The sequence below is a fragment of the Butyricimonas sp. genome (assembly GCF_019423355.1).
Lineage (GTDB): Bacteria > Bacteroidota > Bacteroidia > Bacteroidales > Marinifilaceae > Butyricimonas > Butyricimonas faecihominis.
Map to the genome: position 1 here is coordinate 152,726 of NZ_JAHZBP010000002.1, position 24,436 is coordinate 177,161.

The following is a 24,436-nucleotide window of genomic DNA, read 5'->3' on the forward strand; positions in this document are numbered from 1 at the left end:
CTAAGTAATAAAAATGGGTTTATTGCAAAAAAACGGATGCTCAAAGTAGTTCCAATTTTAGGGTTAGTAGTAAATAGTGAAAAAGCTGTCTCTCGTCAAGACAGCTTTTTTTGATGATATCTGCACCACTCGGCAATCCCACACTCTTCACACTTCGGTTTTCTTGCCACGCAAACATATCTTCCGTGCAATATCAACCAATGGTGAGCCGTGGACAGCCACTCGGCAGGAATATGCGCCACGAGTTGTTTCTCCGTCTCTAACGGGGTCTTGGCACCCGTTACCAGCCCGATACGATCGGCTACCCGGAAAACGTGCGTGTCGACAGGCATGGCCGGACGCTTGAAAGCCACCGCTTCCATGACATTGGCCGTTTTCCGTCCCACCCCGGGCAACGTCTGCAATAACTCGAAATCATCCGGGACAATTCCATTGAAATCTTCTATCAACTTTTTCGCCATCGCTGACAAATGCTTGGATTTATTATTCGGGTAAGAGATAGATTTGATCAACTCGAAAATCTCCTCCACGCTCGCTTTGGACATAGACTCCGCATCCGGAAATTGCTCGAACAAAGCGGGAGTCACCATATTCACCCGTTTGTCGGTACATTGAGCCGATAAAATCACCGCTACCAGCAACTGGAAGGGATCATTATATTGTAACTCCGTGTCAGCTACCGGCATACGTTCCCGAAACCATGCCAACACCTTATCGTATCTTTCCTCTAATCGCATAATATTAATTTCTTTGCCTACAAAGATAAGAAAGCTGAAAATTAAAAACTTCTATTTCACCCTAATTTTCTCCCTTTTTTAATCTTGAGCCGACCAGTCCGGCCACGAATTGCTCCGTCTGAAGCCACAAATTCTGACAAGCCTCAACATCAAGAGCCACTTCCGGTAGTCCCACCTGATGTTTATTCCTAAAAAAGCCTCCCGATATATTCACATACTGATCGGAAGTTGCCAAAAGTATAGCCGTCATCGCCCCTCGTTCCGGAGATTTAATAAACGGACGGAAAAATATATCCGCCAAAGGGTCATACCATTTGTGCATGGTGATCATCCCCGTGTTCACCACGCCCGGATCAACCGCATTCACGGTAATCGCACGCCCCTGTACCCGCCTTGCCAGTTCCGTCGTAAACATCAGTATCGCCAATTTCGAATTGGGATAAGCCTTAAAGCGACGGTAATGCTCCGGATCCAATTTAAAGAAACGATCTCCAACCTCTCCCATCTTACAAGTAACCGACGACGTGTTAATAATCCGGGCCTTCCCGGTTCTCCCCATATTTGGAAGTAACCAATTCGTCAACAACCAAGTCCCCACGTAATTCACCCCCACGGTCGTCTCCAACCCGTCCTCGGTTGTCGTGAAATCTCTACACATGATTCCCGCATTATTCACCAACACGCTCACCTCCCGTCCGTTCAACCCGTCAACAAAAGAACGGATGGAAGCAACCGACGCCAAATCCAACTGATGCAACTCCACCCGACCGTTTCCCGTCTCTCGCACAATCTCATCCCTCACTCCTGCCGCCCGTTCAACATTCCGACAAGCCATAACCACGGGAACTCCCATACCGGCAATCGCTCTCGTGATCGCCTTTCCCATGCCCCCATTAGCCCCGGTGATGATAAACAAACCCTTGTTCATTTTAGATCCTACGAATTATATGATTCTGTGATTTTCGATTAGATGATTATAGAATCACTTAATCATTAAATTGACAATCACTCAATTTTTTTCATTTTCAATTGCTCTTTTCACTTTCCTTATCATCCACCTCACCACCCCGTAAGGCAAAAAGAATAAGAAACCGATAAAGAAATAATTAATCACCCCGGGAATCATTTGGGCTCGGTGACAGAACATACCGTTGATTGCCCGGCGAGCAAGCGTGGCAGGTTTCATCATCACACCGATTCGCACGGCCAACCGCTGCAAATGAAGAGGTAAATTATATAAATCGGTAGCAATCGCCCCCGGACAAACCGTGGTAACGTTCACCCCGTAATCAAGCATCTCCAAACGAAAAGCCCGGGAAAAACTCTTCAAAAAACACTTCGTGGAAGCGTATAACGAAATTCCCGGATATGGAAACCAAGCCGACATCGAAGACATATTGAGGATATGCCCTTTTCCCCGTTTTCTCATATCCTCCCCGAAATAACGACAAAGCAAAACCACCGTGTTCATGTGTAACATCAACATGGTCTGCACAACTCCCACCGAAAGATTCACGATATGCTCGAACCGGAACATTCCAGCATTATTCACCAGCACCTCCACCTGTAATCTCATCGCCACGCAGAAACCATGCAAAAGTTCCGCCGCATCGGGTTGTGACAAATCCATGCAAAGCAGCCACGTCTGCACCTCATATGTTTGTGCAAACTCTTCAGCGTGCTGTGTAAGACGCTCTTTCTCGTTACTGACCATCACAACATCATACCCCCGGGAACACAATTCCCGGGCATACTCCAAGCCGATTCCCGAACTGGCTCCCGTGACGATGGCCACCGGATGAACACTAGGCTGATCAATTACTTCCATAAATCCGATTTCAATTTTTCTTGGAAGCCAATTCCAACTCCTTCAATAACTTCTTGGGTAAATCCGGAATATGCTTATGACAGGCCATCTCCCTAGAATACATACGGGCAATACAATAATTCGCGTGTTCGCAAGCATTCCGGGCATTCTCCTCCCTCTCCATCCGGTTCACGAAATCCGGTTCATTCAACAAGGCACGAGCCATCGACACCCCGTCAAATCCGGCATCCAACACCATATCTATCTTTTCCCGGGAAACCAATCCTCCCACGTACACGAGAGGTAACTTCACCGCTTCCCGGAATTTCAATGCATCTTCGAAAAAATAAGCTTCTTTAAACGGTACCGTCGGAATCATCATATGCCCGGCAATCCGAACGCCTATCGGTAACCAGAATTGTTGCATATAATACGTCAGACTACGGATAGGCATAGCCCCCCTCATCACGTACATCGGGGCCCGGCTGACAAAACCACCACTCAGAATCAAGGCATGAGCCCCTGCCTCTTCCAGAGCCTTGGCCACTTCGATACATTCCGGCACCTCCATCCCACCCCGGAATCCATCCCGGGTATTCATCTTCACCAGCACGGCCATGTCATCCCCCGCCGCCGCCATCACTTCCGCCATCACCATACGCATAAACCGCATCCGGTTCTCCAGCGATCCCCCGAACTCGTCCTTCCGGTGATTCGTGTAAGGGGAAAGGAATTGGCTAATCAGATACCCGTGTCCGGCATGAACCTCCACGGCATCAAATCCCGCCTCTCTAGCCATATTCACTGCCTGTCCAAACGCCTTTGCCATCTCCACGATCTCCTCTTTCTTCATACCCCGCACCAACGTCGGCGAGTAGATATTAAAACCACTTGAAGCGGAAATGGGCGTGCAGCCACAAATCCCCTTGTGCGACATATTCCCGCAATGCCCGATTTGTATGGATGCAGCCGCACCCGTGGCATGTATATCGTCCGTAAGCTGTCGTAACGCAGGAAGGATCTCCGGCCTCAACCACAATTGATGGGGAAACGATAAACCGCTACGAACAACAGCCGCATAAGCGATTGTCGTCATCCCGATACCACCCCGGGCCACCGAAAGATGATAATCATGTAACATTTCCGAAGGAGCATTCCCCGGACACATACCCTCGAATGCTGCGGCCCGAATCGTTCGGTTACGTAAGGTCAGCGGTCCGATCGTTAATGGCGTGAATAACTTGGATTCTCGTGTCATATTATTCTTCTTAATATATAAAAGGAATCACCCGTTTCAGACGACGTTTCTTCACCTCGTCCCCGAACATCCCTAAATATTTGTGATAAATTGTATTAGCTCTCGGCACTAAATTAGCGAACGTCCAAATGGCAAAAACCGCCCCGGAAAGTGACCACGTGAGAATGGCAAAACCGATCCATTCTACAATCTCGCCCAAATAATTTGCAGAAGTCACGTAACGGAACATCCCGCCCTTGGGCAAATAATGCCCCGTGTCACCGGGACGCCGCAAATGACGAATAATATGGTCCGATTGTATATTCGTGAACATCCCGGCAAAGAACAATATCGTCCCGATAATAAACTGCGGGGACATCAACCACTCCGGGGTATAAAGATCCGACGGGGCAAAATAGAAAATCCACCCTCCCTGCATACACGCATTCAACACATTAAACGTGATCCCCATCAACATGATTCCCATCGGCATTCTCCCCTTACCTTTCAGTAATAACGGGAAAATAAACGCACGCTGAAAATAATGTATCTCGAAAAAAATAAAGAAAATCAACGGCACCAACTCATATCCCCTATCCGAGAAATACCAGAAAAGTGCCATCGCTATAAAAACAGGAGCCTCCATCAAAACCCAGCCGATCCGGTTATCTATTGGTCGCCCCCACTTGGCATCGAAAAACATACCATAACCCGCTTTCACAAAGTACAGGGCTACAAAAACAATAACTGCAATTCCGGTCATCACGGCCAGAAAAATATGAAACACATCCATCCTACAATTTTATTGATTACACAAGTAACCAACAAATATCATGCCAATAAACAATAAATGTTAAGAACGATAGAAAAACTCAAACGCCAATCCAACCACTCTCCATTCTTTTATCTTTCAGTTTTCACTTTACCCCGCCATGTGGCCCCGGTAACCCGTCCCGGAAACGAATACTCACGTGTGTTCCGTCACAGAAAGGTTTGTTCGATGACGCCCCGCAACGGCATAGTGTAACCCGGTTACGAAGTTCGTACCTCACGCCCTCCGTATCGTCAATCGGAATCCCGCCCCGTACGAACAAAGGACCACTGCAACGCTCCTGCGGGTCTTCCAACAGCACCAGCGATGGTTCCAGTTTATTTTCAATAAATTCCCCTTTATCCTTATCCCAAGCCTTCAAACGACCCGCCGGGCAATAATTAGCCTCCCGGATCGTCAACTCCCTAGCCTCCGGATCATCGGACTCCTCCACGAGATTCCAAACCTTCCCGTAAGCATCACAAAAACGGGCAAAAGCACAATATTTCTCATTATCCGTCAGTTCAAGCGTAGGCCCGTCAACCACATCGGCATCTTTCAATAAAGGAATATTATCGGCTGTCAGCGTGGGATCCCAATTCGTGTTCAAGTGAGCCCCATCGCAATACGGCTTATTGGCAGAAGTCCCGCAACGACATAAAGCCGTGGGGTTATCATTCATATCGTACTCAACCCCATCCCGGTACGACCACGAACTTCCCTCTACATTCTGCACGATAAACTGTTGTTTTAAAAGCGGATGACCATACACTAGGTAAGGTCCTTTTCTATCGACTACAATGGAATACTGTTTATTGATTTCAGGTGTTCCCGGTTCTATCTCTCGTTCTTTCATAACTCTATCAGATTAATTATTACGATAGATATACCCGCGAAAGACCTTTTTTGTTTCTTTCCGGACCAAATATTTTAGAAAAAGTTGCAGACTGGGAGGCAACATGAAATATGTACCTGCAACTCTTTCCGTTTTACTTCTTTATGCGGGTAAAGAAATAACGTTCCTCGTCCGAGAGATCTGCATTAAACGTGTACCCGTCCTCGTTGAAAGCCTTCAACTCTTCGGGATCCTCGACACGGTTCATCACGATATATCTCGTCATCGTCCCCCGTGCAATCTTGGCATAAGTACGAACTGTTTCGTATTTACCATCCCGCCATTCCTGAAATTCCGGTGTAATCACTCTCACCTGTTTCCTCAACTCCTCCATTTTCAACGCTCCCTGAATATCCATACTGGCCAGATTCACCATAATCCCTCCAACCTTACGCACATCTTCCAATAATGGAGTCGTCAACTTCGGAACCCAATAATCGTACAGGTTCTCCCCATCCAACTTCACAGCAAACGCAATCCGGTAGGCTTGGATCAAATCCAACGGACGCACCAAACCATAAAGCGTTGAGATAATCCGGACACGATCTTGAGCATACTTCAAGTCCTCTAAAGAAAAAGAATTCGGATCAATAGCTTTGAATACACTTCCGTTATAAGCCAACAATGCCTGTTTTCGAGGATTCGAAAGCGATCCGAACCTCTGATAACGTTCGTAATTCTCCGCCGCCAGCTTAGGACTGATCTTTAACATCTTTTCTAACTGGGATTCGGAAAAGCGGCGCATTTGCTCCGCCAGATATTCCGCCTCTGCCGTGTACTCCGGTGTGGTACCCGGAAGTTCCTGTTCCACCACGGACATATCCATGGTCTTGGCCGGTGATAAAATAACTAACATCGTTTATCTGAACTCTTCAACTTTATACCCCGCGTTCTCGAACGCCTTCTTCACCGAGTGCGTGTCTCCGGTCTTCAACATAACCGTCAGCACCTTGTCCGGATGTTGCAAATCCACGCTCCATTCCGTCACGTCTCTCAAACTATTCAAAAACGGAGTGACTTTCGATACGCAGCCACTGCATTTCAACGTTGTCTTAAATCTGAACTTTTTTTCCATGTTGCTTTCTTTTATTGGTTTATATAATAGCTACAATTTCTTCCATTTAATTCTCAAACTATTAGTCACCACGGACACCGAACTGAAAGCCATCGCGACAGCCGCAATCATCGGGTTGAGTAAAAAACCGTTGATCCCGTACAACACCCCTGCCGCTAAAGGAATACCAATTATATTATAAATAAACGCCCAGAACAAATTTTGTCGAATCGCCCGCACCGTCTGATGCGAAAGTGCGATAGCACGGGGAATCACATTCAGATCGGAAGTAATCAAAGTCACCTTTGCCACGTCCATGGCAATATCCGACCCTTTTCCCATGGCAATACTCACATCAGCCTGTGCCAACGCCTGCGAATCGTTGATTCCGTCACCCACCATGGCCACCACTTTCCCTTCGTGCTGCAAGGCCTCCACGAAATTAGCCTTCTCACCCGGCATCACTTCAGCCTTAAAATGACGAATGCCCACCTGATCTGCCACGGCACGAGCCGTCAAGGCATTATCCCCGGTCAGCATATAGACATCAATTCCTTTTTCATGCAGCGTCGTAACCGCCTGACGAGAACTCTCCTTGATCTTATCGGCAATGGCAACCAATGCCAAAACCCGTCCCTCTCCGGCAAAAAAGACAACCGTTTTACCGTCGCCTTCCCACCGGACAGCAAGTTTCTCGTTATCATCGTCTAAAACAACACGATTCACGTCCAGCAAAGCCCGGTTCCCGACAAGATATATCTTATCCCCGACTTTTGCCGTCACTCCTTTACCGGTCTGATTCTCGAAATCCGAAACCGATATTTCATTCACGACCTTCTCCTTAAACTTCTGCACCACGGCATCTGCCAGAGGATGTTCCGAACGCCGTTCGATCTCCAAGAGGATGGATGGATAACGCTCGTCTTCCGCCCCCGGAGTCCAGTGAATATCCGTCACGACAGGTTTTCCCTCCGTGATCGTCCCCGTTTTATCCAGCACGATCGCGTTCACCCGGTACATCAACTCCAAACTCTCCGCATCCTTGATCAGTATATTATGTTCCGCCCCTTTACCGATCCCGACCATAATCGCTGTCGGCGTCGCCAATCCCAGCGCACACGGGCAGGCAATAACCAACACCGTGATAGAGGTCAGCAATGCATGAGTGAAAGCAAGGTCTCCGCCTATCAGCATCCACACGATAAACGTGATTACCGCAATCCCCATCACTACCGGAACAAAAATTCCGGCAATACGGTCCACCAGTTTCTGCACGGGAGCTTTACTTCCCTGTGCCTCCTGCACCATCCGAATAATATTGGCCAAAACGGTTTCTCCCCCGACCTTATCGGCTCGGAAACGGAAACTCCCTTTCTCATTTATTGTCCCGGCATACACGGGCTGTCCTTTCACCTTCTCCACGGGTATCGACTCCCCGGTAATCATACTCTCGTCGACAAAAGAAGCCCCTTCCGTCACTTCCCCATCCACCGGAATCTTTTCCCCCGGTTTCACGACCAGAACATCCCCTACCGCCACCTCACGGATAGGTACCTCCTCTTCGCTACCGTCGGCAAGAATTTTAGTCACCGTTTTGGGTTGTAACCCCATCAATTTCTTTATTGCAGTCGAAGTACTGAACTTGGCCTTTGCCTCCAGCAAACGCCCCAACAAAATCAGAGCAATAATCACCGCAGCAGCCTCGTAGTACACGTGAGCCTCCAATCCCCGACTCGTCCAGTATTCCGGCCAGATCGTGTTGAACAGACTGAACAAAAATGCCACTCCCGTACTGACGGCCACCAACGTGTCCATATTCGCACGCCCGTGTTTCAACTGCATATAGGCATGGACAAAAAAGTCTCGCCCGAAAAACGCCATCACCGGAATGGTAAAAGCCAGCATAATCCAATTACCATAGGGCATATGCATAAAAAACATACCAATCACGAACACGGGTATCGCCAAAACAATAGCCCCGATCGTCTTTCGTTTTAACGCGAGAAACTCTTCCCGCTGCAAACGATCCGCTTGATCCGTATCCTCCGTGTTTTCCACCACCAATTCGTAACCGGCAGCCTCCACCGCCTTTTGAAGTTCCACGGGTGTAATCACCTGCGGATTATAATCCACTAAAACAGTTGAACCGGCAAAATTTACCTTTGCCTCGTAAACTCCCTCTTGAGCGCCGAGTGTTGTTTCCACATTCAAAGCGCAGACAGCACAACTCATGCCCAAAACTTGGAAAGTCTCTTTCGTATGAATTTCTTTTCCTGACATTTCACATTGTTTGAATATATGTTTACGGAATATCGTAACGTTTAGTTACAATCTTACCACGAACAACCCTTAACTTGCATCAAATCTTATACCAGCGAACTGTTTTATTTTAACATTTTCACAAGAAATGATCACGCACATTGACGAATTACGAGTATTTGACCTCCTCACTTACAAAAATAGCATTAAAATTACCTGTGCCATAATAACCCTCACGAACATCGTCAGAGGGTAAACCGTTGCGTAAGCCACCGAAGGCGTGTCACTATCCACCGTGCTATTCACGTAATTCAACGCCATCGGGTTCGACATACTCCCGCACAACATCCCGGCCACCGAACCGAAATCAATCTTCATCCATTTAATGGACACGGCCGCAACAAGAATCACCGGAATCACCGTAATGGTAAATCCCAATCCAACCCACAACGCCCCTTCCGGACGGAACACGGTTTCGAAGAAATGAGTTCCCGCATCCAATCCCAGACAAGCCAGATACATGGAAAGCCCCAGCGCCCGTAACATCAGATTGGCACTGATTGTCGTGTAAGTCACCATGTGAATCCGAGGACCGAAAGCCCCCACGAGAATCCCCATTACAATTGGTCCCCCGGCCAATCCCAACTTTACCGGAAAACTGATGCCCGGAATCGTCAAAGGAATTGATCCCAGCAACAACCCCAATACCATCCCGATAAAAACGGCCACCAGATTCGGCTCGTCCAAATCCTTCACGGCATTCCCTACCACGTTCTCCACCTTCGCGATGGCCGATTCCTCCCCGACCACCGTCAACCGGTCACCCAACTGCAACGTCAAGTCCGGCGTGGGCAACAACACGATTCCCGCCCGGTAAATGCGGGTTATATTTATCCCGTATTGATTTCTCAACCGCAACGCTCCTAACCGCTTCCCGTTAATCTCCGGCCGGGTAATCACGATCCGGTGGGACACCAATTGACTATCAATAGCATCCCAGTCAATATCTTCCTTATTCCAATCCCTCGTATCCCGCTTCCCGATCAACATCGTCAGCGCCTCCACGTCCCCTTCTGTCGTGATCATCAACAAACAATCCCCCTCTCTCACCACGGTATCGGACGCCGGGATAATCACCTTCTCATCCCGCCACAACCGGGAAACCACAAACTTTTTGGACGATTGCCGGGCGATCTCTTGGATGGTCTTACCGGACACGCCGGGATTGCTCACGAGAAATCCCATAACCACCGTCTTCTTGTGGCTATCTTCATCACTTTTCTTGAAAAATATACTGGATGCGAAAAGTTTACGTACAAAAATAACAGCCAGAATCACACCCACCACCCCTAACGGATAAGCCACGGCACACCCCAGCGCCAGATCCGACTGTTGAATAGCGGGATCATTCAATTGTTTCAACGTCTGTTGAGCCGCACCCAAGGCAGGCGTATTTGTCACCGCACCACTCAGAATCCCCACCATATCCGGTAACGACACTCCCGTGGACCAATGAAATCCCAAGGTCATCACGATTCCCAACAAGACCACCAACATGGCCAACATATTCAATTTCAATCCCCCCTTTCCCAAGGAAGAGAAAAAACCGGGTCCCACCTGCACCCCCAAGGCATACACGAAAATAATCAACCCGAAACTCTCCGCGTAATTCAACATCTGCGGATCGATCGACAACCCGAAATGTCCTGCCATGATACCCACGAAAAACACGAAAGTTACTCCCAACGACACGCCCCATATGCTGATTTTTCCTAAAGCCAGCCCCACCGCAGACACCAGCGAAACCACGATTACTGCCTGAATCACTGAATGTTCTGTTAATAAACTACTCAACCATTCCATAATCTTATCTTTAAGCACAAAATTAATTAAAAAAACAGGAATACGTATCAAGAGCTATTTTGTTTTTAATTTCACTTTTCCTAACTTTGCGAACAACCAAAGTTGGATTATGGAACGTGTGCAAGACAATAAACAGAGTAGCCTGATGTTTGAACAATTATTCAAGCAACACTATCGTACCTTGTGTTTTCATGCCATGAGCTTGGTAAACGACTTGGACACCTCTAAAGATATTGCACACGACGTGTTTCTCAGCTTGTGGTATCACCGGGCCACCATTGATTTCACCCGTCCGATTCTCCCCTACTTGTTTAGCCTCACCCGTAATCGGGCATTGAACTACTTGGAACATAAAAAAATCCAGAATAATCACGTGCGTCAACACCTTGCCGACGACCCGACTTACACGCTATCGGACGATTCCACCCGGGAAGAATTGTTGGAACGCATTCTAGCCCGCATCGAACTCCTCCCCGAACGTTGCTCGCAAGTGATGAAACTCTGTTTTATCGAATGTAAAAAGTATAAAGAAATTGCCGAAGAATTAAACATTTCGGTGAATACCGTGAAAACTCACATCACGACAGGCCTAAAAACCTTACGGGACGAATTTCCCGCTTCTCTCCTGTTGCTCCTATTCTCACATCCGCACTGACATTTCGACTGATCCGGCATCAGTCATTTCCCCCGTTATTAAACACTCTAAACCTTTCTTTTGCCTTATCCAACTCTCCCTCATCGACCTCAATACCCGGTATAAAGAAAGAAGATTCTACCCCAAACTGTTTCTTTTTGGCTGACTTATTCCAATTCCCGACAATCTTCCCGTCGTGCAAAATCACCGGGTAGAAAATTCCAAAGGTATTAAAAGCCTTTCTATAATATTCCGGTGCCAATGCCATCGAACGATCTTTATAACTAATAAGATATTCATCATACGAGGGCAACAAATGTATAACCCGCTTCGCCCGTACATTCCTTGCACATGAATGATGGATTAACCAGTCCGTCTCCCCGATTCTCTCCTTAATCAGCTCCGCATCAATCAACCCGACCGCCTGTTTTGCCTCCGTTATAGATAACCCCGACCACCAGATAAAATCCTGCAAGCTGGCAGGGGAATGACTTCTGAAATATTTGATTGCCAATTTCGCCAAAGCCTCTTCCTTATGCAACTCCTTCATCGGTAGAACTCGCTCATCCAGCAAAGCATACGTCCTTTTATTTCCTTTATCCACGCCATTACAGATGATACCGTCAACTTCCGCCCTTCCCAGAAAATACTTCACCAAATCATCCCCCACGATAACACCCGCCCGATTCAATTCCTCACCAATCTCCTGTCGGGTCAAGTATCTCTTCCCCTCTAAAGCCCTCACGATCACTTCAAGACTCTTGACATGCAACTCTTCCGATATTCCATGATTTTTCCAATACGAATCGTACGCCAACCTCACCCGTCTAGCCGACAACTTCAACATCCATCGAATATCCTCCGCCACCACCAGATGCCAAGTCGGACGCAACACGTGAGTCCGCAATATCTCCCCTTTCTCCAAAGCCGCCTCCACCTTCCGGATGTCCGGATTCTTCAATCGTAATCCCACAGCCCACTTCGCCATACTATACTCCTGCCCCTGCAAAGCACCCATCCATGCCACAAGTTCCTTGGGATCATTAAAAGCCGGGTTCACCAATTGCTGACTCCTCAAACGAATATCTGTAATCATATATCTGTATTTTTAGAACTGCCTCGTTCATTTTTTCAAATATATAAAGAACTCACTAAAAAACAGCAGAACCGGGTAAAATAAAGTAAATATATCTTTCAATTAATATATCCTCACCCGTCTATCATTTTGATAAAACGTGCAGGAATACCGCCAACAATCGCATTCGCCGCCACATCTTTCGTAACGACCGCACCCGCACCGATAACAGCATTGTCACCAATGGTTACTCCTTGAAGAATTGTAGCGTTGGAACCTACCCACACATTCTTACCCAACACAATAGGAGCCGGATAAGTCGTTTTACGATCTTCCGGGGCTAATCCGTGGTTGAGCGTGGCAAAAACAACATTATGCCCGATTTGGCATCCGTCGCCAATGGTCACCCCGCCATGATCTTGAAAATGACAACAGGCATTGATAAATACGTTCTCCCCAACAGTAATATTCTTGCCATAATCCGCATAAAACGGAGGAAATACTCGAAGAGACGACGGTACTTGATAACCAAACAATTCGGAAAGCAACCCACGTACTTCGTCCGGTGTACGATATGCCGTATTCAACAGGAACGTGATCCGTCTCGCCTCGTTACTCATGGCATCCATAAAACGATGTATTTCCCCTGTATTAAGCGCCTTACGCGTCTTTACATATTCATTAAATTCCTTCGTTGTCATCATTTAATTTGTTCGAGCTTGTTGTACTCTTCATCCGTAACCGGTTCGAGCCATTCGTTGGAGGTTTTCTCTCCGGGAACCTCGAAGGCCAAATGAGCAAACCAACTATCAGCGGCTGCCCCGTGCCAATGTTTCACGTTCGCGGGAATATGGATGACCGTACCGGGCAGAATCTCCACGGGAGCCTTACCCTCTTCTTGATACCACCCCCGTCCGGCAACACCGATAAGCATTTGCCCGCCACCTTTCGTTGCACGATGGATATGCCAGTTATTGCGACAACGCGGTTCAAACGTAACATTGGAAATCGCAACTTGCTCACGAGAAACCGGGGCGAGGTAGCTATTACCAATAAAATACTTCGCGTAGGCCGTATTCGGCTCGCCGATAGGGAAAATCATTTCACGTTGGAAAGCAGCCTTAGCATCATTACCTGTCGAATCCTCTGCCCACACTCCCTTGGCCAAATTAAATGCAGCCCACGCCTTCGGCCAACCGGCATAAAATCCTATATGGGTGATAATCTCGGCAATTTCAGTACGGGTGATTCCGTTCTTTTTTGCCGACTGAAGATGAAAAACAAGCGAATTATCCGTAATACCTTGACTAATGAGGGAGGTAATGGTTACTAGACTACGGTCACGCAGCCCCAGTTTATCCGTGCGGCTCCAAACTTCACCAAAAAGTACATCATCATTAAGTTCCGCAAATTTAGGGGCAAACTCTCCGAGTTGATTACGCCCAGCCGTCTGTACGATCTTTTCTTGTGCCATAACATTGAATGTTAAAATACTGAATACTGAAAATAAGAGAAATTTATTCATAGTCGGTTTGATTTATTGAATGAAATTATTGATTTGATTTGCAGGATTAAGGGGCGTCTGGTCAGAAAGCATCAGTCTCTTAACCATGTGTAACGTTCCCTGTTTGTACTTTTGAAAATGTTCCGATGCGATATGTAACTCGTAAGCCTTTTGACTGGCATAGGTTTCGAGAATCGTTACCATACAGGGATTCTCTTTTTCGCTAACAGCATACATGGTCAACACCCCCGGTTCGGTGCGCAGGGAAACTTCGCCCACTTCCGTCGCGTATTTCATATACTCGTCAAGATACTCCGGATAAACCTCTATTTTCGACAGGCGCACGATACCATCAGCCGCCATCGGTTGTTTCGCACACATACCGGGCTCCTCATCCAGATTCAGACACTTCCCGATCACCTCTCCCGTGGCAAGGTAAGAGTAAGTCGGAAATTCAAACAACACAGGCTTTAACCGGGTATAGTCGAGTTTACCGTTATTATCAAGTACATCGGGAGTCGCATAAGTATTAACCACGGTGCAGATGAAATTATCAAACCCCTCGGTTTCGTAAATATCCACCACGTTACACTCCATTGTCAAGGGCGACACGTCAATCACAGGCGTACCATTCTCGCCGATATGATAAGCGAACACGCTCGATTTATCAACCGTCTCCCCGCTCACACTACCCACGTAATCCGCTTTAGGCAACATCTCCCGGCTAACGAGATTAATGGAGAGTTTTTTCGATTGCTTGATTCCCTGATTGGAATAATGTTGTTTACTCATACTGACGAGTACGCGATCATGACCGATAACACCCGTATGTCCGACAACAAGCCAATTCACCTTTCCTTCCACCTTCGTACCAACAACAGTCATCGGCTTCGGATAGAGAGCCAACAGTTTGCCGAGATTTTTCTTTTCCACTTCCATTATATTGGGCTGATCAGTATTCTCTTTCACTGTCGGGCTGCATGACAACATGGTAAGCAGCGCAAAACTCGATACTGTTTTCAAAAGGTTTCTCCCGTCCATAATTTGCTATCTTTTATTGTTAAACTTCTGATGGCAAATTTACAGCAATGGAACAAGCGGGTTTGTATATGAATTACGGATATTCATACCCAAATTCCCGATTTTATAATCGGACCCTATTTATATAAGTAATCATGAATGATGCCCTTAAAGTAAGTAAATCTACCCTTAATCATGCAAATCTCCAGTTCGTTGCTAGACTGTTACCAGACAGTTAGGCGCTCTCGCCGCATTGTCGCCGCCTTATCGCCCGATTATAGCCGCCATTTTAACAGATCATAAGTAAAGATAACATTTGCCTTCTTTCTATTTCAACCTCTAACAAACAATCTACAAAGTAGCAAAAAGATTCATACACCCATATACTACCCCAAAGTATCCCTAGAATTAGGTATATCTATCGGAAGTAACAACATTTGTAATTTTTCTTTGAAAATATTTCATTTTTCACTCACCCATTTTTCAACCTCACCTGTGTATATAGTGTAAAAGATCAAACCAGAGACAAATGAAAGAAAAACTGGATAAAATAGAATTCATACTGGAACACCTTCGAGAACCGGAACGGCTACTAGAAGAAGAATTCATGAATTGGTTGCAGGAAGAAGAGAATAAACACTTGCTCGAGGAAGTGACTACGAACCGGATGGCATTTTTGCAAAAAGAATACGGTCAACAAATAGAACCGGAACTGGAATGGCAAAAATTATGGCAACAAATGCAAAAGGATTTCCATACCTCCATACCGGAAAAGAAAAAAATCAACCGAAGGGTATGGTATTCCGTGGCAGCAGGAGTATGCGTACTGATGGCTTTAGCGGGAGGTTTGTTGTTACAACAAGGGAAAGAGAAAAAGTCAGTTTCCCCCATGGCACAAATTGAACACGTGGGAAAACGGAGTGCGCAACTAATCGTTTCCACGGGGGAAGTTCTTGACCTGTCCCAAGAAGAGATTTACCAAAAAGCCGTGGACGGGACGTTGATCACAAATGACACATTAAAACTACTCTCCTATCAAAGCAATGCAGGGGAAACATACACGACCGGAACCAATGCCCCGGAAAAGGTAAACAAAGAAACCGTGTATCACACATTACGTGTTCCGGCAGGTGCCGACTACCAAGTAACATTAGCAGACGGCACGAAAGTATGGTTGAATTGTGAATCGACGCTACGGTATCCCGTGGAATTCGGGGATGAAAAACGGGAAGTATATTTGGATGGAGAAGGATATTTTGAAGTAAACAAAGCCGCGGAGTGGCCCTTTATCGTCAACGCAGAACAAATGCAAGTAAAAGTCACCGGGACAAAATTCAACGTGAAATCTTACTCCACCGAACCCATCGTGCATACCACTCTCGTCGAAGGTTCTGTATGGGCTTACACCGATCAGACACAAGTGCAATTAACCCCATCCGAGCAATTCCGATACGATAAGGAGACCGGAAAGACATCTGTACAAAAGGTTGACACGGAACTCTACACGGGATGGATTGAAGGTATGTTCGTGTTCCGGAACCAACGTCTGGAAGACGTGATGAATGACCTCGCACGCTGGTACAACATGACCATATTCTATTCCACTGCAGAAACCAAGGAAATCCGAATCTCCACGAATCTGAACAGGTACAAGAATATTGACGATCTATTGGAAATTATTAATGAAAGTGGTAAAGTGGTTGTCGCCCGCAAGGACAACACCATAACCATCCACGCCCGATAATAAAGAAAGGATCGGGGCCTGCGCCAACATTTCCCGATCCTCTGTATTAATTAGTTATAATTAAAACATTTCAAAGGTATGAAAAAAAGATGGAAGAGTGATTTTCCGTTAGAGAGAAAATTGCAAAAAATTTTTAGATGTATGAAATTAACCTTTCTACTACTCACGTGTTTCGTCGTTCAGACTTTTGCTAGCCTGAATGCACAGACTGTCACGATCAAAAAACAAAACGCATCACTGGAAGAAGTGATTTGGGAGTTAAAACAGCAGACCCGGTTCACGTTCATGTACAACAACGAAGACATTGCCCGGATAAAGGGGATCGATTTGAATGAAAAAGAAGTGGACGTGGAGAAAATTCTGCAAAAGTGCTTGAAAAACACGAATTTGGAGTATGTCGTGTTAAACAATGCCATTGTTATAAAACTCAAAACAAATTCTACCGACGAGAATAAATCAATCACATTGAAGGGATGGGTTTATGATAGGCAAAAAGAACCACTGCCTGGAGTCACCATTAAATTAGCAAATACGAATATCGGAACAGCAACCAATAACAAAGGGTGGTTTTCAATACAATTACCTGTTATGAAGGGTACTTTAGAATTCTCTTTCGTAGGATTTAAAGACAAGAAAATCAATTTTACCGAAAAGACCGACACCCTTCGAATCACGTTAGAAGAAGACATTAAGTCTCTTGACGAAGCTGTAGTTGTTGCCTATGGCACAACCAATAAGCGAGAAATGACAGGGGCTGTTTCTGTTATAAAAGCTGATGAAATAAAAGGAATTCCATCTCCCAGTATTGCGAACTTACTACAAGGTCGAGTTGCAGGAATGGATATCACCAATATGTCAGGCGCTCCCGGTGGTGGAGGCACAGCCATCGTCATCCGAGGTTACAACTCTCTAGATGTTGAACAAAACCGACGATACTCCAATCCCCTATGGGTTGTTGATGGTGTGCCACTGAATTCATTCACGTCTCCCATTACCGGAACGAATCTTTTAGCTGACATAAATCCCGACATGATTGAATCCATTCAAGTATTAAAGGATGCTTCTTCTGCAGCGATATACGGCTCGCGAGCTGCCAACGGAGTTATCATTGTAACAACAAAAAAGGGACGACAAAATCAAGATGCGACTTTTTCCGTGAATATTTCACAATCATGGAATATTCTACCAGAACTACCAACAGTGACGATTGGAAAGGGAGAACGAGATTTCAGATTAAATGCTCTTAAAAACAGACCTTCTGTGGCGTATTTGGACCCGGTAACAAAACGTTATAAATACCCGGAATCTAACCGGGAAGTATTTGATACGAAAAAAGGTTCTTATGACTATTTTTTCACTCCAACAAGTCATAACAGTGATGGCCTTGTGTTGCAGGATAGCTTGAATTCATTTTACAATAATGCAACTAATTTTTTTCCCATCTACTATGAAAAAGGAAAAATCACTAATGCGAATATTCAAACCTACGGAGGTAGTGATAGAATGTATTACGGTATTGGCTTAGGTTATTACGATGAATCAGGAGTTCTGAAAGGAACAGGATTCAATAGAATAGATTTAAATGCTAACATGAATGTTGTTCCCGTTCGGAAACTAAATGTCGATTTACGTCTGAACGCGACCTTAACCAACCGGAAACGAGGAGAAAAAACAGAAGGAATGGGAGCAGCTCCTATCGTGGAAACTGTGCCGGGAGACCCTTATGAATTAAGCTCTCTCAATCCCGGTAAAGGATCGGTTGTATGGAACGATGTACTCGAGAAATTAAAAGGGACAAAAGAAAAAAATCGTTCCGTTCGAATCCGAACAAACTTTAAAATCGGATATGATATTTTTGACGGACTTAATCTATCGACCTCTTTGGCCGCGGATTATTCCATCCATCGTAGAAATTATTTCCAACCCTCTTATCTGGACGAACATGGTTTTTCACAAACTGTCGGAGAAACAGGGATTAATTTAATGGTCTTAAACGAGAATTTATTGACTTATCAAAAAACAATAAAAGAAGATCACAATATAAATTTTGTCGCCGGATTCTCTTACCAATATGATCAGGTTGAATACAATGGAGGAAGCGCCCAAAACTCTCCAAGCGATAAAATTTACTATTCTCGTCCGGGCTTTCCTGTCTTAGGGGAACTAAATTACGGTAACTACTCGCAGACCGTCGCTTTTCAGCGTTACCTTTCCGACATGGAGGAGAAAACTCTTGTTTCTTATTTCGGACGTCTGGAATACAACTACAGAAAGAAATATTTGCTTTCCGCCAGTTTCCGCCGGGACGGAAGTTCAGTTTTTGGCAAAAACAACAAATGGGGAACTTTTCCTTCTATTGCCGCAGGATGGACCTTCACAGAAGAAAATTTCATAAAACCATTCAATTACTGGCTTTCATTCGGAAAACTTCGGGCTAGTTGGGGACGTTCCGGACAACACTTTGAGCAATCGTTTCTAGCCCTAGGTTTAATGGAGGCAGGAAATGCACATCAAGGAAATTCAACTCTAGAACCCGTTTGGGGAGGGGGACTATATAATGATGATTTGTCTTGGGAAGAAACCGACCAATATGATTTCGGATTAGATTTAGATCTTTTCAATTACAGGCTAGGTATTACACTGGATTACTATTACCGGTACACAGATAAATTATTGTGGGCCGTTGACTTACCCGGAAACTATAATGGCTATAGTGCGCAATGGAGAAATGCCGCGGCAATTTCCAACGAGGGAATTGAAATATTGATAAAATATGAAGTCTTACGAACCCAAAACACGTATTGGAAAATATCCGTGAATGGAGCGAGGAACTGGAATCGTTTTGAGAAATCATATAATGGCAAAGATATTTCTGTCGGAATTATAGGTAAGCCGTTAAATGATATATACGTATTTCCAACAGACGGCTTCATCAACAAACAAGATGAGATGCCTTTGTATCACAATAGTCAAGGAGTAGGGCAATATTTGTTTTTTGACATTCGAACAGCCAATTTTTATCAACCAGGTGATTACAAATTTATAGACACAAATGGTGATGGTAAAATATTTATGGATGACATGATCTATGCAGGTAGCGCCCTTCCAACAATAAGCGGAGGTATCGTGAGCGAATTCAGATGGAAAAATTTTGATCTGAATCTATCCATGAGTTACCAAATAGGTCGCCACATGGTCAACACCACATACAAGAATGCGTTAGCAACAAATGATCATTCCAATTTATTACATCCCCTACTCCTGAATCTAAACAAAATTTCATTCTGGCAGCAACCTGGTGATAACAATGCCGATTTTGCTCAAATGCAAATAGACCAAAACAACATGGTGTATTCCGGTCTACTGATTGACCGGGAAGTTGAAAAAGTAAATTTATTAAAACTAAAAACACTAACCATCGGGTACAATTTATCAGAAACAATCACACGCAAACTAAAATTAGAACAAGTTCGTTTATTTATAAGTGGTGAGAATCTTCTGACTTTCACGAATTATTCCGGTATTGATCCAGAAACAGTGGATATTAGCACAGGATTGGATTACGGAAAAAATTACCCGTTAGCACGGAAATATACATTAGGTTTAACTGTAAAATTTTAAAGTATGAAATATAAGATTCTTGTTTTCATTTTATTTGCAATTATCCAAATAGGATGTGAAGAGACATTAGATATTGAACCGGAGAGTTCTTTGACATTTAAAAATGCATTGAATACCCCAAAGGATTTTGAATCTGCACTTAACGCAACAGATTATGCCGTGAAATACATGATCTGCAATTACACGGGTGAAGATCCGGGAAACCAAGTTCAAAAGGGATGGTACACGGATGAAGTCCAACAAGGAACATACCTGGAAATACTTCAAAATAATAGTCCTGAATACATTCTTAATCTCAATTGGAAACCATTCTATGATGCAATTGCTTGTGCAAACGTCGTTCTGCATCATGCCGAGGGAAGTGGTATTTCCAAAGAAAGAAGTAATATTTATAGAGGACAAGCATATTTCTACAAAGCATTAGCATATCTTGAATTATTACATACTTGGGGGGATTGTATTTTAATACGTGACGAAATTGAATTTCTCCCTACCCCTAAATCCGAATGGACAGAAGTGGCTGATTATGCAATAGAACAAGCACAACATGCCATTGATTTATTACCGGAATTTGAAAAAGTAACAGACTGGCAAGGCAATTCACCTCGTTTCAAATCAACACCTTGCAAAGGAGCTGCCAACGCTCTCCTCGCCCATTTGTGTGCATGGAAAGCAGGCGGGAAGTACTTCGCAAAGCATCAAGACTACGATGAGAAAGAATTATGGGAACGGGCGGAAAAAGCATGTAGCCAAGTGATTGGTTCCGGAACCTATGAACTTGTCCCTAATGCAGAAGCGATATGCACGGATGCCTTAGTAGCTAACAGTAAAGAAAGCGTGTACGAGACTGTTTTCAAGGATTTCTGGAATGAATCAAGTGGTTTCATGAATGGTGCTGCAGATATGCTTTCTATACCCGGATTCTTTTATCATTGCTATCCTTTACGAGCTGAATTTCCTGCCGCTTTCATAAAATACATTGGGGTTTGGATACATAATTCCACGGTAAGAGAAATGTACTCCGGCACGGACGAACGAAAATATGCTTTTTTCTACCAATTGGATGAAATGGATAAACCCGAATATGGGGGATACGCCTTCCCAAACAAATGGCGTTTACCCATGGTTGAAACTTCAGGACCAAACGTAGGAAAAACCTTGAATGTAAATCAAAATAAAATCTGGTGGCGTTTGGCTGATATTTACTTGTTAAGGGCAGAATGTCGTTCACGACTTGGGGGTGAATACACGGCTGGAGCCATAGATGATCTAAATAAAGTACGTGAACGTTCCAAAGCAACACTTTACAACGCAAGCGAATATGGTGGAGATTTGAGATACACTATTTTCAAAGAGAGAGAAAAAGAGTTGATCATGGAAGGACAACGTTATTATGATATCATTCGAAATGGATATGTACGCACGGAGTTGGCTGGAGAATTCAAAACCGTAACCGATCAAGATCTTATTGACGGTGCCCTGTTCTGCATGATTTCTAAAAAGGCTTTTAGTCAAAATCCTTTACTACGACAAAATACGTATTGGCATAATCGAAAATAATTAATTGATATTTGAATATGAAAAATATATTACTCATTACCGGAATGTTATTTGTTTTATCCGCATGTGATACAAAACAAACCATTATCGATACTGGTATTTCAAATCCATATTTCGATGGAACAATGATGGAATACCTACGTTCAGATAATTATAATTGGGAGTTAACAGTTGAAATGATTGAACATGCTGGACTGACGGACCTTTTTGAGGGGACCGTAGACTCGTTACCTACAATCACTTTTTTTGCACCTCCCAGTTATTCCATTCTTCGTTTTTTATGGGAATCACAAGAAAAAGGTGACCCTAATAATTATTACAAGAAAGTAAATGACATCCCCGTGAACCTATGTCGGGAATTCATATTAAAACACGTGGTAAAAGGGAAACATCTAAAAGAAAGTATCAAGTTTAGAAATATGTCCTATTATATCAATGCAGCAGAACAAGATGGCGGTACCCCTCTTACTTGTTTAAACGGGAACCGCATCATCGCTTATCTGGAAAGAGAATCTTACGCCGGTGTTGCTGATGCCGGAGCTATAAAAATGCACCTTTTTTCATGGACAGCCGACTCTTATGTACCGTTAGCATCCCCGGATATACAACCGACTAACGGTGTCGTTCATGCTCTCAATTATGGATATGATTTCGGTAATATTTAAGAAAAAAATTATGAGAATAAGAATTATAACAATATGTTGCCTCGTTTTTTCAAGTGCAATAATGATCAACTGTCAAGATATAACCATTGGTTACCTGATCACAGAGTATGCAAGTTACAGCGTTGATTCTATGATCGTAAAAAAAAATCTTGATACGACACCTCCTAGTGAAATCCCCAATCCTAGATACGAAATGTATATAGAAATGGGATTTACACCACAAGAAATCGCTGATTGGTTCGATATTTTTCCCACGATGATGTCAGGAGAAGGAGAAGATTACGAGAGAGTTCTGCGTGATATTCCGTGGGTTAGCTCAGCAATAGAAGGTATCGAAGGAACCCCACCCATCCTTGTGTCAATCAAATCAATCACTACTGATGAAGGTGATATAGAAAAGCTAAGTACTTATCTCTCAGTCAGAGGAAATGGAATGTTACAAATCCCAGTAAAGAATGACATACCTGCCGGACGCTATAAAATTTCTCTCACATTTACGAATGAAGGAAGATCTCAAGACGTGAACGATTGTTTTACCATTATCGTGAAATAATCCTTCAAGTGTGTGTTTCAAGAATAGGTGGAAATTCTCCACCTATTCTCTTTATATATCTACATCACAAACTCATCAAATAACTTATCAAAAGTAGCATCCGGATCAGTCAGAAAACCGGGATGCGGACGAGAGGTTTGGATAATCGTGCTACGAACGGCCGTCAGCCAACGAAAACGCTCCGGAACATCCAATTCGGCAATCGGTCCGCCATCACGGGAACCGGAACAAATTCGATCGAAAATTTGCAGGTTCACCCGAATCTCCTCTATATCGATTTCCGGAAATAGCATCCTTAATTTTTCCTCGTGAAGCACGTACTTCGCCCGCAGAAATTTTTTCCGCTTGGAGAACAAAATGATCCCCACGTTAATAAATTCTTCCCGTTCCACCCGCGGGACAACCCGGATAACGGCATATTCATACAAGTATCTCTCTGGCATGTTGTGCTTCTTTTATAAATATTTCCGAATGTGCAACCCGTTCCGTTAAAAAACGAACATACGTCTCCCGTATTTCTTGATTTGTAATACCCAGATCATCCCAATTTAGCCAATCCTCCGGTATCAACGCCACGACTTCCCTTATCCTTTCCGGGGTCAATCGGGTTTTCAATCCGGCATCGACTTCTGCCAATTGACTTGCCCGAGGTAATAAAACATGATTCTTTACTTCTGCAAAAGGACTCAAAGCGTGTTTCTGCCAATTCGTCCAAGAATAATGAAAATAGAGTGACGAACCGTGATCTATCAACCATAGTTCCTTGTGCCACATCAACAGGTTCGTGTTACGAACCGTGCGATCAATATTCGTCAGTAAAGCATCCAACCAAACGATTTTCGAGGCCAGTTCCGCATCAATCACGTTTACCGTGGGATCAAATGCAAGAGCCCCGGATAAAAAGTGCAACCCGAGATTTAATCCCCGGCTCGCTTTCAACAAATCCTGTATTTCCTCATCTCCCTCCGCCTGACCGAAAGCCTCATCCAGTTGTAGAAAAACCAACTCCGGTACTCGTAATCCCAAGACACGAGCAATCTCCCCTCCGATCAGTTCGGCTATCAGAGCCTTCGTGCCATGCCTGGCACCCCGGAATTTCACCACGTACTTGAATCCATCCTCCGCCTCCGCCAATGCCGGTAATGAACCGCCCTCTCGTAATGGCATGATGTATCTCGTCACATTTTCTGTTCGTAATTCCATTTCTATCTCCTTTTTACTCGAACAAAGATAATCATAAAATCACAACACGCTATCTACATCTCATGGGAATACACCCGGGGAAATCCAATTCGTTCGACGAATGGAAGAATTACGTCCCCATTCATGCGACACGTCCAACCGTTAATAAGCCCTGTTTATTCCCCATTAAGTGATATATACTAAATTTTCAACGA

General features: G+C 44.5%; 22 protein-coding genes. 6 read left to right on the forward strand and 16 right to left on the reverse strand.

All coding sequences use genetic code 11. The features are described 5' to 3' along the window. Positions 1 to 95: 95 nt before the first annotated feature. The 10 genes from nth to QVC79_RS03315 all read right to left on the reverse strand — a co-directional run bounded on the left by nth (position 96) and on the right by QVC79_RS03315 (position 10,663). Positions 96 to 737, reverse strand: a complete 642-nt coding sequence (nth, locus tag QVC79_RS03270; RefSeq protein WP_270593802.1) for an endonuclease III — start codon at positions 735 to 737, stop codon at positions 96 to 98. A 61-nt stretch (positions 738 to 798) separates the two neighbouring features. Further along, on the reverse strand, positions 799 to 1,665 hold the full coding sequence (locus QVC79_RS03275) for an SDR family oxidoreductase (protein WP_270593801.1): 867 nt from the start codon (positions 1,663 to 1,665) through the stop codon (positions 799 to 801). Positions 1,666 to 1,746: 81 nt separating this feature from the next. Beyond that, complete coding sequence (locus tag QVC79_RS03280) at positions 1,747 to 2,565, reverse strand: SDR family NAD(P)-dependent oxidoreductase (RefSeq protein ID WP_270593800.1); 819 nt, start codon at positions 2,563 to 2,565, stop codon at positions 1,747 to 1,749. A 10-nt stretch (positions 2,566 to 2,575) separates the two neighbouring features. Beyond that, positions 2,576 to 3,802 (reverse strand): NADH:flavin oxidoreductase, encoded by a 1,227-nt coding sequence (locus QVC79_RS03285; protein ID WP_270593799.1) that lies wholly within the window; start codon positions 3,800 to 3,802, stop codon positions 2,576 to 2,578. Positions 3,803 to 3,812: 10 nt separating this feature from the next. Next, positions 3,813 to 4,544, reverse strand: coding sequence for a DUF1295 domain-containing protein (locus tag QVC79_RS03290; protein ID WP_124316561.1), 732 nt, complete (start codon positions 4,542 to 4,544; stop codon positions 3,813 to 3,815). 154 nt (positions 4,545 to 4,698) lie between these two features. Continuing rightward, complete coding sequence (locus QVC79_RS03295; protein ID WP_124316559.1) at positions 4,699 to 5,448, reverse strand: CDGSH iron-sulfur domain-containing protein; 750 nt, start codon at positions 5,446 to 5,448, stop codon at positions 4,699 to 4,701. Positions 5,449 to 5,581: 133 nt separating this feature from the next. Next, positions 5,582 to 6,343 (reverse strand): YaaA family protein, encoded by a 762-nt coding sequence (locus QVC79_RS03300; RefSeq protein WP_270593797.1) that lies wholly within the window; start codon positions 6,341 to 6,343, stop codon positions 5,582 to 5,584. A 3-nt stretch (positions 6,344 to 6,346) separates the two neighbouring features. Then, positions 6,347 to 6,562: a heavy-metal-associated domain-containing protein gene (locus QVC79_RS03305; RefSeq protein WP_027202647.1), complete on the reverse strand. Its 216-nt coding sequence runs from the start codon at positions 6,560 to 6,562 to the stop codon at positions 6,347 to 6,349. A gap of 30 nt (positions 6,563 to 6,592) precedes the next feature. Then, positions 6,593 to 8,821 carry a heavy metal translocating P-type ATPase gene (locus QVC79_RS03310; protein WP_287642437.1) on the reverse strand — a complete coding sequence of 743 codons (2,229 nt, stop codon included), beginning with the start codon at positions 8,819 to 8,821 and terminating at the stop codon, positions 6,593 to 6,595. Positions 8,822 to 8,992: 171 nt separating this feature from the next. Beyond that, entirely contained in the window at positions 8,993 to 10,663 is a 1,671-nt protein-coding gene (locus tag QVC79_RS03315) for a putative transporter (protein WP_270593795.1), read from the reverse strand. A 109-nt stretch (positions 10,664 to 10,772) separates the two neighbouring features. Between QVC79_RS03315 and QVC79_RS03320 the strand changes: the two genes are divergently transcribed. Beyond that, a complete protein-coding gene (locus tag QVC79_RS03320; RefSeq protein ID WP_270593794.1) occupies positions 10,773 to 11,318 on the forward strand; it encodes an RNA polymerase sigma-70 factor in 546 nt (181 codons plus the stop codon). 19 nt (positions 11,319 to 11,337) lie between these two features. On the opposite strand, the gene QVC79_RS03325 is transcribed toward QVC79_RS03320, so the two are convergent. The 4 genes from QVC79_RS03325 to QVC79_RS03340 form a co-directional block, all read right to left on the reverse strand. Continuing rightward, positions 11,338 to 12,393: a winged helix DNA-binding domain-containing protein gene (locus QVC79_RS03325; RefSeq protein ID WP_270593793.1), complete on the reverse strand. Its 1,056-nt coding sequence runs from the start codon at positions 12,391 to 12,393 to the stop codon at positions 11,338 to 11,340. Between the two features lie 113 nt (positions 12,394 to 12,506). Continuing rightward, the gene (locus QVC79_RS03330) at positions 12,507 to 13,073 is read right to left on the reverse strand and encodes a sugar O-acetyltransferase (protein WP_270593791.1); all 567 of its coding nucleotides are present in this window, start codon (positions 13,071 to 13,073) and stop codon (positions 12,507 to 12,509) included. Beyond that, positions 13,073 to 13,897: a carboxymuconolactone decarboxylase family protein gene (locus QVC79_RS03335; RefSeq protein WP_270593789.1), complete on the reverse strand. Its 825-nt coding sequence runs from the start codon at positions 13,895 to 13,897 to the stop codon at positions 13,073 to 13,075. The genes QVC79_RS03330 and QVC79_RS03335 overlap by 1 nt, the downstream gene beginning before the upstream one ends. Positions 13,898 to 13,909: 12 nt before the next feature. Then, positions 13,910 to 14,917: a flavin reductase gene (locus QVC79_RS03340; protein WP_270593787.1), complete on the reverse strand. Its 1,008-nt coding sequence runs from the start codon at positions 14,915 to 14,917 to the stop codon at positions 13,910 to 13,912. 508 nt (positions 14,918 to 15,425) lie between these two features. Between QVC79_RS03340 and QVC79_RS03345 the strand changes: the two genes are divergently transcribed. From QVC79_RS03345 to QVC79_RS03365, 5 genes are all read left to right on the forward strand, one after another. Then, complete coding sequence (locus QVC79_RS03345; RefSeq protein WP_270593786.1) at positions 15,426 to 16,640, forward strand: FecR family protein; 1,215 nt, start codon at positions 15,426 to 15,428, stop codon at positions 16,638 to 16,640. 141 nt (positions 16,641 to 16,781) lie between these two features. Then, positions 16,782 to 20,261: a SusC/RagA family TonB-linked outer membrane protein gene (locus tag QVC79_RS03350; RefSeq protein WP_270593785.1), complete on the forward strand. Its 3,480-nt coding sequence runs from the start codon at positions 16,782 to 16,784 to the stop codon at positions 20,259 to 20,261. Between the two features lie 3 nt (positions 20,262 to 20,264). Beyond that, positions 20,265 to 21,821, forward strand: a complete 1,557-nt coding sequence (locus tag QVC79_RS03355; RefSeq protein ID WP_270593784.1) for a RagB/SusD family nutrient uptake outer membrane protein — start codon at positions 20,265 to 20,267, stop codon at positions 21,819 to 21,821. Between the two features lie 17 nt (positions 21,822 to 21,838). After that, positions 21,839 to 22,486: a hypothetical protein gene (locus tag QVC79_RS03360; RefSeq protein ID WP_270593783.1), complete on the forward strand. Its 648-nt coding sequence runs from the start codon at positions 21,839 to 21,841 to the stop codon at positions 22,484 to 22,486. 10 nt (positions 22,487 to 22,496) lie between these two features. After that, positions 22,497 to 23,039: a hypothetical protein gene (locus QVC79_RS03365; RefSeq protein ID WP_270593782.1), complete on the forward strand. Its 543-nt coding sequence runs from the start codon at positions 22,497 to 22,499 to the stop codon at positions 23,037 to 23,039. Positions 23,040 to 23,098: 59 nt separating this feature from the next. Here the strand turns inward: QVC79_RS03365 and QVC79_RS03370 are convergent, their stop codons facing one another. Both QVC79_RS03370 and QVC79_RS03375 read right to left on the reverse strand, forming a co-directional pair. Beyond that, complete coding sequence (locus QVC79_RS03370; RefSeq protein WP_270593781.1) at positions 23,099 to 23,482, reverse strand: DUF3037 domain-containing protein; 384 nt, start codon at positions 23,480 to 23,482, stop codon at positions 23,099 to 23,101. After that, on the reverse strand, positions 23,460 to 24,242 hold the full coding sequence (locus QVC79_RS03375) for a HipA family kinase (protein WP_270593780.1): 783 nt from the start codon (positions 24,240 to 24,242) through the stop codon (positions 23,460 to 23,462). Before QVC79_RS03375 ends, QVC79_RS03370 begins: the two co-directional genes overlap by 23 nt. Between the last annotated feature and the right edge of the window lie 194 nt (positions 24,243 to 24,436).